Consider the following 12,581-nt stretch of genomic DNA (forward strand, 5'->3'; position numbering starts at 1 on the left):
CTCAACAAGGTTGACGGTGTGGCCGCGATCGCAATTGTTATCGTTTCTCACAGTAAACAACTAGCTTTGGGTGTGCGGGAACTCGCCGCGCAGATGGTTCAAGGCCAAGTTCCCATTGCTGTTGCAGCAGGTATTGAAGATTCAGAAAATCCATTGGGTACTGATCCGATTCAGGTTTATGAGGCGATCGCTTCTGTTTTTTCTGATGATGGTGTCTTGGTGTTAATGGATTTGGGTAGTGCTTTGCTGAGTGCCGAAATGGCAATCGAGTTTCTGCCAGAAGCACAGCAGGAGAAAGTGTATTTGTGTGAAGCACCTCTAGTAGAAGGCGCGATCGCTGCTGTAGTGGCGGCGGCGGCTGGTGGAGATATTCACCAAGTTATGGCGGAAGCACGCAGCGCACTCTTAGCAAAAGCAACTCAATTGGGTGTAGTTAGTAGACCATTGTCTGTTGTTAGCCCAATAACAACCAATATAGAATCGTCAACGCCAGAAATCCGGCTGATTGTGAGCAATCGCTTAGGATTACACGCCCGCCCCGCAGCCCAGTTTGTCGCAACCGCAGCCCGGTTTCAATCCCAAATTCTGGTGCGGAATTTAACGAGAAATACTGAGCTAGTCAGGGGTGACAGTATTAACCAAGTCACAATTTTAGGGGTGCGTCAAGGACACGAACTGCTGATTACTGCCACTGGTTTTGATGCAGATGAGGCGCTAGCGGCATTACAGGGATTATTCGCCAATAACTTTGGTGAAGATAATGTTACTTTGAATTCTCCACCAGCATTTCACCATGAAGTTACACCAACAACTCACGGCGAACTTTCGGGGATTGCAGCTTCTGGTGGAGTAGCGATCGCACCTGTTGTTCATTATCAACCCACTCACGTTGCTATTACGGAATACCACGTAGACAATCCTGATGTAGAGTGGCAAAGATTACAGGCAGCAATTAACACTGCCCGACAAGAAATTCAAGCAGTTTTCTCACAAGCATCTCTACAAATTGGTGATGCTGAAGCCGCAATCTTTGATGCCCAACTACTATTTTTAGAAGATCCAGTACTGTTGTCAGCGGCTCATCAGCGCATTTTAGACAACCATATAAATGCTGAAGCAGCTTGGCAAGCTGTAGTCGATGAAGTAGCGACTTCCTACCGCGCACTTGAAGATTCTTATCTGCAAGAGCGAGTTGACGATGTTGTAGATGTCGGGCGAAGAGTGCTGCGATTACTAACTGGGAATGCTGCGGCTAACCTGCATCTTGAGTCACCGGCGATTTTGGTGGCGACTGATTTAACCCCCTCAGATACGGCTGGACTAGATCCGACAAAGGTGTTGGGAATTTGTACAACTTCTGGTAGCGCCACTTCCCACAGTGCAATTATCGCCCGGACATTGGGTATTCCGGCAGTTTTGGGAGTAGATGCCCAGGTGTTACACTTGGCTGATGGTACACTGATGGCACTTGATGGTGAAAGTGGCAAAGCTTGGGTAGAACCAGAATCAGACATCTTGGATTTACTGGCAGCAAAGCAAGAAGCTTGGCAAACTGCCCAACAAGAAGCACTAGCTACGGCACATCAGCCAGCGATTACTCGTGATGGTCGGCAAGTTAGCATTTTCGCCAATATTGGTAGTATAAATGATGTGCAAGTTGCTGTGGCTAGCGGTGCAGAAGGTGTGGGACTACTCCGCACTGAGTTTCTGTATTTAGACCGAACAAGTGCCCCGACTGAAGAAGAACAATTAGCAGTGTATCAGGCGATCGCTCAAGTTTTAGATAATCGTCCGCTAATTATTCGTACCCTCGATGTTGGTGGTGATAAGCCGCTTCCCTATCTCAGAATAGGGTTAAGAGAAGCTAACCCTTTTTTAGGTTGGCGGGGAATTCGTTTCTGTTTAGATCATTTGGATTTGTTCAAAACTCAGTTACGGGCAATTTTGAGAGCTAGTGTCGGACACCAAATTAAAATTATGTTGCCAATGATTTCTACGGTAACAGAGGTGCGTGCAGCTAAGGTAATTTTGGGTGAAGTGCAGGCTGAACTAAATCAAGCTGGTATTTCCTTTGATGCAGCGATGAAAGTAGGAATTATGGTGGAGGTTCCGTCAGCAGTAGCGATCGCCGATCAGTTAGCTGCTGAAGTAGACTTCTTTAGTATAGGGACTAACGATTTGAGTCAGTACGTTATGGCTAGCGATCGCACTAATCCCCGCGTGGCAAATTTGGTTGATGCGCTACATCCAGCCGTGTTGAGAATGGTGCAGCAAACTGTCCAAGCTGCCCATGCAGCGGGAATTTCGGTAGGATTATGTGGAGAATTGGCAGCAGAGACTTTAGCAACACCAATTTTATTAGGTTTAGGGCTGGATGAGTTGAGCGTAAATCCTCAAAGTATACCTAGAGTGAAGCAGGCGATCGCTAGGTTAAGTATAGTTGAAAGTGAAGCGATCGCGGTATCAGCATTACAACAAGATTCCGCAGAGTATGTTAGAGAACTAATCTCAACTTCAGTTACTCCCCCTGCATAATTAATTCGTAATTGATAATGACGCTCTCTCCGAGATACTGTGCGAACGTCATTACGAATTAGGAATTAGTTAAAATCTTATTCCCAGTTGCCCATTAAAGCCACGAATAGAATTGTAACCAGCACCAACAAAAACGTTATTAGTAGCACCTACCTGAACGCCACCTGAAACTGCAACGCCTTTATCCTCTGAATAAAGTCCAACTCCTACATAAGGTGAAATTACAGGCAAATTGATAAATTTTAAAACATCTACTCCCGTAGCACCATCAGGGCCAGTTCCTACCTCAACCCCGAAATTCAAAGCCCTAGCTCCGACAGCATAAGTGATATCACCATCTTTTCCACCGACTGAAACCCAAGGTTGCGGTATCAGTTGAGCCGATGCTTGACTTGGGGCAAACAAAGTTAACAAACCTATAGATGTAATTAATGTTTTAGCAATAATCGCTATTTTCACGTTGTTCTCCAATTAATTATTTTTAGGATTTATACCAATTCTTTATGAAGACGCATAAAAACAATCCCAGTGCCGTGGCATCTACCCTTGGTAATACTATTTCATTTTCAAGTTGATAGAAATAGGCACCAGGGGGGCAGGGAGCAGGGTGAAAGAGTTAGTGACAAATCATTTGTATCAAGTATTTTGTGAAATGGTATAAGGGCAGGGCTGTTTTTATTTGATACAGCAGATTTCAACTTGGTGAGGTACAGAAATACCCCACCCGCGCTATCGCGCACCCTCCCCTTAAAAAGGCAGGGCTGATTCATTCCACAAGAGTAAGGAGTTTGTCAATGTCATGAGAGAGAAATCTTTGGGCAATAAGGCAAAAGGGAAAAGCAATGGACTTAACGCAACCACTGTCCCTAAATAAATAGCTTTCAATCTACAATATCAACTCGCTTTAATGCAGCCATCAATTCTGTCATAAACTCAACAAAGACGCGAACTTTAGCACAGAGATAGCGTTTTTGCGGGTACAACACGGAGATCGGTAATCCAACTTGGGTCGCGTAGGATTGAAGAATTGGTTGGAGGTCTCCACGCGCGATCGCTTTGGCTGCGATAAATTTGGGAAATTGAACTACACCGGCTCCACCAATCACCGCCTCTAAAATGACTTCTGAATTATCGAATCGCAGATAACTCTCAACAGAAAGGTCAATCGCTTTTCCATCTTGTTCAAACTTCCATTTAGGCTCTCGCCCAGTCTGTGGATAAATAAAGTTGACACAGCGATGCTGCAAAAGTTCTGTGGGTGTTGTGGGCGTGCCATACTGGGCGAGATACTGCGGCGAGGCACAAGTGATGTAGCGTGCAGTTGCCAGATGGTGCATGATTAAACGGCTATCACTGCTCATTCCAATCCGTACTGTCGCGTCAATGCCTTCCTCAATCAGATCGATCACGCGATCGTTAAAAGAAACATTCAGATTTAGCTTTGGATATTGTGTGACAAATTGCAGCAGAGCCGGAGCGATATGTATTTTGCCAAACACAAAGCTCAGATCGAGCCGCAATGTTCCGAGCGGCATTGATTGCGATTGTTTGACTTCGAGTTCGGCTTCTTCCAAATCGTTGAGAATTTGCTGAGAGCGTTGATAAAATCGGTTGCCATCTTCGGTCAGCGTCAAACTGCGAGTTGTTCGCTGGAGCAAGCGCACCCCCAAGTCATCTTCCAAGCGCAATACGGCTCGACTCACGGCTGAAGGAGCCATACCTAACTGTCGTGCTGCCTCCGAAAAGCTGCCATATTGAGCGGAGCGGATAAAAATCATCAGGCTTTTGAGCTTGTCCATTAACCCAAACGCATATTTGAATATTTTGCACAACTGTTTTGAATTTTAACTACTTTTTCTTTTTTTCTGTACAAACTACTGTTTAGACAAGATAAATTTCAAATACACAAACAGCATTAAAAAAACAGACATAACACAGCAAACAACCGCAGAACAAATTATCTTAGTCACCGGAGCCACGGGCAATCAGGGCGGGGCAGTGGCGCGTCATCTTTTAAAGCGCGGTAACTTCAAGGTACGTGCCTTTGTGCGCGATCCAAACAAGCCCGCTGCCCATGCACTCCAACAAGCGGGGGCAGAACTCGTCGCCGGAGATTTCAGCGATCGCGCGTCCCTTGATCGCGCTCTGCAAGGTGCTTATGGGGTTTTTTCATTGCAGACTTTTCTCAAAGAAGGCGGATTATCAGCCGAGATCCGAGATGGCAAAACCGTTGCAGACGCAGCTTCATCGGCAGGTGTCCAGCATTTCGTCTACAGTTCGGTGGGCAGCGCCGAACGCAACACGGGCATTCCCCATTTCGACAGTAAGTTTCAAGTCGAAGAGTACGTTCGATCGCTGGGCTTGCCCTACACAATCATGCGTCCGGTTTTCTTCTTTTACAACTACGCCTCGATGCGTCCAATGGTGGAGCAGGGCACGCTCTCCCAACCGCTCAGTCCGGAAACAAAATTGCAGCAACTTTCTGAAGAAGATTACGGGGCAATGGTCACTGAGGTATTCGATCGCCCCGCCGAGTTCTTGAACCGCGAAATCGAAGTCGCCAGTGTGGAGATGACCATGCCAGAAATCGCTGCCGTGTTCAGCCGCGTGTTGGGCAAAACCGTCGAATACCAGCAAATTCCGTTTGAAGCGTTTGAGCAGCAAGCCGGGGAGGAAGTGACCATTATGTATCGCTGGTTTGAGCGGATTGGCTACGCAGCAGATTTGGTGCAGTTACAACGTGAGTTTTCTAAGCTGACGGGCATTGAATCGTATTTGGGCGATCGCGGCTGGTAAAACTCGCTGAAACTGCCTTGGACGTTGGAGTACAAATCCTCAAGGATAAATTCGATTCATCTCTGGGATTACCTTTTAAAGAACTGTTGCCAGCTTCTGTAATTGAGCAAGCCCTCTCAGAACTAAAAGTTAGATACTATAGACGATTATTTGATCAATATTGTTTGAGAATATCTATCCGCTTATAGTCCTGACTTTAATCTAATCAAAATAGTCTATGTGCGATGTAAAGAATACATCGCACATAGACTATTTCAATCAGTGTGCGAATGAAAATCTACTTTAAATAAACTCTTAAATGATGGAGAGCTTATTATTAAGTGGGGAAGAAAGATAAAAAAATAAGGTAAATGCTATTTGGGCAAATTAAAAGCACAACAGATATACAACGAAACACAGCTTTCAATTAGGCAGTAAAAATTTTTCATCAAAATCAAGATTGTGAAATTGACTCCGAACCTTTAAAAATTGTTGGAATGGCCATCACCATTAACATTATTAAGTTAGCAACCCAAAACAAGACAACAACGCCAAAACTCAATAATGTTAAATAGGAAAATGTTAATTGTGTGAATCCATCCAGCAGTTGCCACAACCGAAAAGCTGTGTAGAAAAAGCCAATAGGTACAACAATACTTGGCACTAGGGAGCGACTAAAAACACGTTCAGATATGAGTTGTACGGCGACTATCAACAGGTAACTTCCCCAAAATACCCATGAAGATGGTTGTTTCCAAGCCAGAGCTAACAAGCACATCGGTAACAAAACTCCAGCAACCAAGGCTAACTTGACCCACCATCGCAGAAATTGCCATTGCTGCTGGTTAAACCCAATTTCTGCCGTAAAGGGTAAACGTTGAGCTTTCACACCAAAACCATAGCCAAGAGCTAGCAGGGTTATAATCAGAATAAAGAGCGTAAGAATCAATCCATTATTAACTGTCATCTGCTCGAAAATACCAATTCTCATACTCTTAGTTTAATCTAGCTTTAACATCCTCCCCCCACCTTGGCTGCCAATAACAATATTTCGCCTTCTACTTTTATATAGTCAGTGTGCAAGGTGTTGATTGAAGCTAGTCGAAGGTTGAAGTTGAACTCTGCTGAATTTGCCCTAGCAGTCGTAGTTCATCGCTTCCCCAATTGGTTTTCTCTTTTATTGCCGAAAGCACTGCTGATGTAGGCTATTAGAGTGATGAGTGGTGTATTGGGAGACTTTCTTACTTTACAGACATACTCTAAGTAAGAAATTTACAAGTTCGTAGCCTTATCGAGTCTCTTAAAGCCTAACCAGTAGGTTGCTCAATTCGTCACAAATTTATTAAATATTGTACTAAGAAGCTCATTCATCCATCATTGAGCTAGTACTCAAAGACAGCCACTCATTTTCTCAATTATTAATACTGCTTATACTTAGTTTTTAACCAGAAACTATTGATAAATAATTCTTGTAGCAGCAAATGTCAAATGCTAAGAATTACTTAAGGCTGCGTCAGCCCAAAAGCGCCCGAATTAATATTATTAATGTGCCAAAGAATGCATTTATTTTGTAGTACAAATAATCGAGATAACCTTTAATGAACAACCCATTGCTGGAGAATGATATGAACATTTTAGTAATTGGAGCAGGAGTCAGTGGTCTAACAACCGCTATATGTCTGAGAGAGGCAGGTTTTAATGTTGTGATTGTTGCAGATCGTTTTGCCCCAGATTTAACCTCTATTGTGGCAGGTGCATTATGGGAATGGCCACCAGCAGTCTGTGGTCGTCATGGATCTCCCAGATCGCTGGAACGCTCTAAAGACTGGTGTATGACTACCTATAATAAATTCAAGAAAATACACACAGAGTTTGGTTCAGAAAAAACAGGGATTTATTTGAGGGACGGGTATTTCTATTTTTTGGATGTTTTAGAAAATCGACCTGCTGACCTTCAGAAAATGAATGAGTTGAAGGATAAAGTTGATGGATTTGAAAGAGGTTTGCATATTGTCAAAAAAACGATTGATTTGAATTTTAAAGGGGGTATAAAAGATGCTTATAAACATATGGCTCCGATGACAAACACCGATGTTTACATGAATTGGTTACTTCAATATGTAAAGGATATTGGATGTGAGATTATCCAAGAGAAAATCACTGTCAATGTAGTTCAAAACGAACAGGAGCTACTTAGCCGTTTTAATGCAAGGGCAATTGTTAACTGTGCTGGGCTAGGTTCAATAGCAACTACAGGGGATAGTTCCATGTATCCCGTGAGGGGCGCACTTGTCAGGGTTAAGAATCTAGGGAAAGTTGTGAAGGATGCTCATTGCATTTCCCATGAAGAATCTTCTTTAAATGAGCAAGACATCATTTTTATAGTTCCTAGAGGGGATGATTTTGTGGTCTTGGGAGGATTAACACAGCAAGACCAATGGGGTACAGACTTATCTCTTGAAGTTCCGATTATTCGACAGATGTATGATGGTTGTTTAGAGTTTCTACCGGAATTAAAAGAACTCCCGCTAGATGAGAAGGAGCCTGTTAGGACTGGTTTACGACCATTAACATCAGAAAATGTTTGTGTGGAAAGAGTTTTAAACACACACATATTTTATAATTATGGACATGGAGGGTCAGGCGTAACGTTGTCATGGGGATGTTCACAAGAAATTGTCCAGTTAGTACAACAAATGCTCTGCGAGTCGGCAAATCCAGTTGCTTTGCATAGTAGTAAGATAGATAGCAATAAGCAGACTGTCTTTGTGCTACATGATATGCTTCTGAGCAAAACTGATTTTAGGCATATCTGCTCAGATAATATAAATCTAGTTTTACTCTGTAGTAGGCGAGGACTCAGTGAGGTTGTACCCTCCCAGTATCAGTACTTGTCTATTGTGCAGATTGTAGAACCTTATAATTTACAAAATCTGTTCCAAACCTATCAACAGATTAAGACTGACTATAAACTATTAGATGACAACTGCCGGATTGTCACCAACGATGAGTATTCAGTGCTGTTAACTGCACAGTTGCGTGAAGCTCTAAATCTGCCAGGCGATCGCCCAACGATGATCCAGCAGTTTACTGATAAGAGTTACCTCAAATCTGCCCTCAAAAATTCCCTGATTCGGGTGCCCAAGTATCTGATTTTTGCTCAAGACCAATACCGTAAAGAGCCAGCTTCATACTTAAAGTTTGTTCTAGATGAGCTAGGTAATCACATCTTTATCAAACCAGTTATCGGAGTCGGAAGTGAAAAAACCAGAAGAATCTATACTGTTGATGATTTGAAAGCTTGGTGTGAAAGCAATGTAGATTCAGATTCAGAATTTGAGTTGAATGAATTCATTAGAGGTCAGTTATACAATACAAGTGTTGTCATGAAAAATGGTCAGCCTTGTTATTTCGCTGCTTGCAAGCACTATCGACCTAATGATGAGTTCATTTATGGTCATCAAATCGGCAATATTATTGTTAGAGAAGAAGAACCAGAATTTCAGAAACTCTGGCAATTTTCAAGTTATGTGTTAGAAAGTTTAGAACACGATTACCCTAAAAATGGTGTACTCAATATTGATTTATTGCTACCTGAAAGTAGCGAAGAAGCGATTCTAATGGAAGTAGCTGCAAGCCCCCCTGAAGCGCTTGTATCAAGAATGTTTTACATATATCAGGGGATACGTCTAAACGAGTTACATCTCCAATTACAGATTGGTGATTCGCCTGATATCATTCTCAAGGATAGAAATGAGTGGAAGTACAGTGCTTCCTCGATTCATCCAAAGCAGAATGGTGTTGTTACAGAAATTGAGAAGCCAGTTCTCGAAAGTGATGTGGAAGTTTATTGGCAGATTTATTTGGGAGAGAGATTGGAAAAATCACAAAGTATGAGGGATGTTGCCATTGCTATTGTTTTGAGCCATCATGACTTTTCAATCCTTCAAGAGGAATATCAGGTAGCCAATTCTACTAATTTCTACAATATTAAGAAAGATTTTTTCTAGCAGCCCGAAAGAAACTGTTTTTACAGGAGTGTTTGAGTTAAGAACCGAAAAATTACCGCCTAAATGAGTAAATTTCAGTGCATTTTGAGCTTCTCTAGCAGACCGAGGTGAACAAGGGAACAAACAACTCTCTTTTGTTTGACACTCTTTGAGAGCGACGGAATCTGTTTTAGGCTTGGTGTCCTAAATGTATTTACTGGACTTTAGCACTAAAAGAGAGCGATCGCGTTTGCAGTAGCTGTGCAAAAAATGAAAGGATGCCTGTAATCACAAGCACCCCAGTAACTGAAGATGAAAAAAGCACAACCAATTTTCATCTACCGTTATGGATGTTTTTGCTCAAACTTTGGGAATTCCGTCAAGCAGGATACGAATGTTTATATCGGGCAAAGGATGCAACATTTGAACTAATGGATGCAATTTTGCATCCACGCAACGTGTACAGCCTGGGGGATTTATCAATGTGTCCAGTATTCCGTCGTCAATGGTCAAGTATCTATGAGGCAATACAGGATACAAGACCACAGCGCCACAAGCTGATGGGACTATATAGCAAAAATATACCAAAACAAGAACGTATTATCCTCACAGGAGACCATACCATAAGGGTCAAGACCTGATGCACCGACGCTAAGAGAAAGAACCTACGAGGATTATACTCAAGGTGGAAGAGGAGGTCGTCCCATCACTCCTGGATACGGATACAGTACAGTTGCTTGGATACCAGAAACTGAAGGAAGCTGGGCATTACCACCCAGACATGAGCGAATTACGAGTTGGGAAAATCCCAAACTCAACAGTTTCTCTTACACCGCAGTCAAATACGAGCGCTTCAACTCACCCAAGTACTTCAACATGGCACGGGCAGCTTCTTCTAAATTCTCATTTTCCCGTAGCCTACTGATGCGATCGCTAATCTGTTGCATCTGCTGACATTCCGACTCCAAGTAGTTCAGTGGCTTCAGCTGGTCGATTCTCACAGTGTATTCTCCATCCTACATTATGACTGTACAACTGAATTCGCCCACTTGGTTAACGATGCCCCAGCATCCTCCTTTCCCTTTCAGATCGGGATTGTCTTTAACAAGGATTTGGCACACTTCGCTGATTTGGTAGGTATTGGGTAGTTTGGTTCTCTCCATGATCCTTTGCACCACGTCTTTGACGATTCTACCAGTTGGCATTTTCCCACCAGCTTGTTCCACTGCCGTTAGCCACACTTCATACTGTTGTTGAGGTTCCAGCTTTGTCATGGGTCTGACTTGGCGTTCGCTAGTCGGCAAAATGTGATCCATTGGATCACATTTTTCAAGCAAATTATCAAAAACAATAGCTGCGTTCATCAAAAAGTAAGGCTGTCGTCGACTGTAACCAAAGCGATCACGACAGTATATCTTCAAATGTCTTGTGCGTCAAACAGTACGGTCTGCGATCGCCTACGGCAGGGCGTAGCCCATCGCGTAATTCGGTAAATGCCTTCCCTGCTTGAAAAAACGCCCGTTCCACCTTCCGCTCTAGATGCAGGCGATCACTTTGTTCCTGCTCAGTTAATTTTGGAACTTCAACAGCCGTAACCGTAATCGTTGCTAAACTTGGAGCTAATTGGTGGGAGATATCCTCGTTTACAGAGCTAGCTGCTGAAGTTGAATCGGTAGATGCAGCAGAGGCGGCTTTTTTGCGTTTAGAAGGTGGTTTAGGCATGAATTCCACCCTTTTAGGTCAGTGGCATTTGCTCAAACTCAATTGCAGATAGATTTTCACTGTTATGAGTAGTTGCGTAGGGGCGTCCCTTGCACGTCTTGAAGAGAAGCGATCGCCTTTTGGAATCAACCTTGCAATCAAGTGATCTATTTGGAAGTAGCCGATTGCTAGAACTGCATTAACAATTCAAAATTCAAAATTAAAGACATTTTAGACGGGGATTTAAACCCCAACTGAAACTGATGCTACATATGAATGTAGGGGTCTTAAACCCTTGAATTTACAATAAATATAGACTCTAGCCATCTGCCAATCTTTTGAATCTTAAATATAGCGGTTCTCAGTTGGGTGCAATATAGTAATAGCAGTGAGTGAACCATCCAATAATGTCTTTTTTAGTTACTGCATCTAGGGCATTTGTAATGGCTTGATCTAATTCTTGGTACGTTCTAGCAGCTTGCGCTCGCAGAAACTCTTTCACCTTTGACCAACAGTTCTCAATTGGCGAAAAATCAGGAGAATAAGGTGATAAATATACCAAACGGGCCCCAACAGCAACAAGAAGCTTCCTTGATGCTTTTAACCTTATGAGAACTGAAGTTATCCATGACTACACTTGCCCCAGGCCAAAGATTTGGAACTAAAACCTGAGTAACATAGGTTTCAAATGCTGACTTATTAGTACCACCAGTAAAAGTCATAGCAGCAACGATACCTTCTGTTGACATTGCTCCAATCATCGTCACATTTTTTCCACGTCCGTCAGGACGAGCACCATAAGCACGGCTACCTTGGGGCGAACGAGCGAAGTGCCTAGTCATGGCGATGTTAACCGGAGGCGGAGCGTCTCCGGCTCCGCTCCGGCCTCATCGATAAATATCAAGTCTGCTAAGTTTATTTCCCCAATAGTTGTCCAATACTCTGCTCTTAGTTTTTGGACTCGTTCTGTATATTTTTCGCTGGCGTGCAATGTTTTTTTTTACGCGTCAAATTCAGCTTTTGGGTGATTCTGCCCATTGTGGAACGACTTATTTTTAAGAGAGTCTTCTGTTCTAATCGCTCACACAATTCAACCAAAGTAGCATCATTATCTGACTCTACTAATAATTTTACCAATCTTAATTGCTCATTATTGAGCTTCGGTTTTTGACCTCCTCCGTGAGGCTTTGCCTCAACTGTTCCACTGTTACGATATCGCCTGAGTAAACTTTGAACAAAACTCAAGCTGACGCTAAATCTTTTTGCCAATTCTCGTTGAGAGCCTTCTTGATTAGTATGTGCATTGATCACTTTCTGACGCAGATCACAGGAGTAAGGTTTCATTTCACGAGTACTTAGACGTTAATATACTCCATTATCCCATGCTGTATTGCACTCAACTAGGAACCGCTATAGATCAGCAGGCTGGCAACCCAACACTGGGGCTACCCTCGCTTTGCTTTGCAGCAACGCACCATTCGTTTCGCTCAAATTCAAAATTAAAGAGATTAATTTTGCATTATTTTGGTTAGCTTTATGCGCTCATGCCTCAGTATTTACTCAGATAAATACTATTCCTAA

General features: G+C 42.9%; 14 protein-coding genes and 1 pseudogene. 5 read left to right on the top strand and 10 right to left on the bottom strand.

All coding sequences use genetic code 11. The features are described from left to right. The first annotated feature begins 18 nt into the window (after nt 1-18). The gene (gene ptsP / locus V7K60_RS03270) at nt 19-2,535 is read left to right on the top strand and encodes a phosphoenolpyruvate--protein phosphotransferase (protein WP_334922905.1); all 2,517 of its coding nucleotides are present in this window, start codon (nt 19-21) and stop codon (nt 2,533-2,535) included. 69 nt (nt 2,536-2,604) lie between these two features. On the opposite strand, the gene V7K60_RS03275 is transcribed toward ptsP, so the two are convergent. After that, the gene (locus tag V7K60_RS03275; protein WP_334922907.1) at nt 2,605-2,994 is read right to left on the bottom strand and encodes a hypothetical protein; all 390 of its coding nucleotides are present in this window, start codon (nt 2,992-2,994) and stop codon (nt 2,605-2,607) included. A gap of 422 nt (nt 2,995-3,416) precedes the next feature. Then, the gene (locus V7K60_RS03280; protein WP_334922909.1) at nt 3,417-4,334 is read right to left on the bottom strand and encodes a LysR family transcriptional regulator; all 918 of its coding nucleotides are present in this window, start codon (nt 4,332-4,334) and stop codon (nt 3,417-3,419) included. A gap of 160 nt (nt 4,335-4,494) precedes the next feature. Here V7K60_RS03280 and V7K60_RS03285 point away from each other — a divergent pair, with 160 nt between their 5' ends. Next, the gene (locus V7K60_RS03285; protein WP_334923034.1) at nt 4,495-5,331 is read left to right on the top strand and encodes an NmrA/HSCARG family protein; all 837 of its coding nucleotides are present in this window, start codon (nt 4,495-4,497) and stop codon (nt 5,329-5,331) included. A 168-nt stretch (nt 5,332-5,499) separates the two neighbouring features. Further along, nucleotides 5,500-5,676, top strand: a pseudogene (locus V7K60_RS03290) (IS630 family transposase); the annotation flags it as partial. 88 nt (nt 5,677-5,764) lie between these two features. Here the strand turns inward: V7K60_RS03290 and V7K60_RS03295 are convergent. Then, nucleotides 5,765-6,277: a hypothetical protein gene (locus tag V7K60_RS03295; RefSeq protein ID WP_334922911.1), complete on the bottom strand. Its 513-nt coding sequence runs from the start codon at nt 6,275-6,277 to the stop codon at nt 5,765-5,767. A gap of 658 nt (nt 6,278-6,935) precedes the next feature. Here V7K60_RS03295 and V7K60_RS03300 point away from each other — a divergent pair. Together V7K60_RS03300 and V7K60_RS03305 are read left to right on the top strand one after the other, a co-directional pair. After that, entirely contained in the window at nt 6,936-9,320 is a 2,385-nt protein-coding gene (locus V7K60_RS03300; protein WP_334922913.1) for an FAD-dependent oxidoreductase, read from the top strand. 257 nt (nt 9,321-9,577) lie between these two features. Next, nucleotides 9,578-9,940 (top strand): hypothetical protein, encoded by a 363-nt coding sequence (locus tag V7K60_RS03305; RefSeq protein WP_334922915.1) that lies wholly within the window; start codon nt 9,578-9,580, stop codon nt 9,938-9,940. Nucleotides 9,941-9,979: 39 nt separating this feature from the next. Here V7K60_RS03305 and V7K60_RS03310 read toward each other — a convergent pair whose 3' ends face one another. The 7 genes from V7K60_RS03310 to V7K60_RS03335 all read right to left on the bottom strand — a co-directional run bounded on the left by V7K60_RS03310 (nt 9,980) and on the right by V7K60_RS03335 (nt 12,344). Further along, nucleotides 9,980-10,117: a hypothetical protein gene (locus V7K60_RS03310; RefSeq protein ID WP_334922916.1), complete on the bottom strand. Its 138-nt coding sequence runs from the start codon at nt 10,115-10,117 to the stop codon at nt 9,980-9,982. A gap of 9 nt (nt 10,118-10,126) precedes the next feature. Continuing rightward, nucleotides 10,127-10,300, bottom strand: a complete 174-nt coding sequence (locus V7K60_RS03315) for a hypothetical protein (protein WP_334922918.1) — start codon at nt 10,298-10,300, stop codon at nt 10,127-10,129. Between the two features lie 15 nt (nt 10,301-10,315). Beyond that, a complete protein-coding gene (locus V7K60_RS03320; protein WP_334922920.1) occupies nt 10,316-10,615 on the bottom strand; it encodes a hypothetical protein in 300 nt (99 codons plus the stop codon). A gap of 85 nt (nt 10,616-10,700) precedes the next feature. After that, a complete protein-coding gene (locus V7K60_RS03325) occupies nt 10,701-11,021 on the bottom strand; it encodes a hypothetical protein (protein ID WP_334922921.1) in 321 nt (106 codons plus the stop codon). Between the two features lie 340 nt (nt 11,022-11,361). Continuing rightward, complete coding sequence (locus V7K60_RS35045; protein ID WP_442944329.1) at nt 11,362-11,562, bottom strand: transposase; 201 nt, start codon at nt 11,560-11,562, stop codon at nt 11,362-11,364. Beyond that, nucleotides 11,534-11,842 (bottom strand): transposase, encoded by a 309-nt coding sequence (locus tag V7K60_RS03330; RefSeq protein ID WP_334922923.1) that lies wholly within the window; start codon nt 11,840-11,842, stop codon nt 11,534-11,536. The genes V7K60_RS35045 and V7K60_RS03330 overlap by 29 nt, the downstream gene beginning before the upstream one ends. A 106-nt stretch (nt 11,843-11,948) precedes the next feature. Next, nucleotides 11,949-12,344 carry a helix-turn-helix domain-containing protein gene (locus V7K60_RS03335; protein WP_334922925.1) on the bottom strand — a complete coding sequence of 132 codons (396 nt, stop codon included), beginning with the start codon at nt 12,342-12,344 and terminating at the stop codon, nt 11,949-11,951. Nucleotides 12,345-12,581: the final 237 nt, after the last annotated feature.

This window comes from Nostoc sp., assembly GCF_036917555.1.
GTDB lineage: Bacteria > Cyanobacteriota > Cyanobacteriia > Cyanobacteriales > Nostocaceae > Nostoc.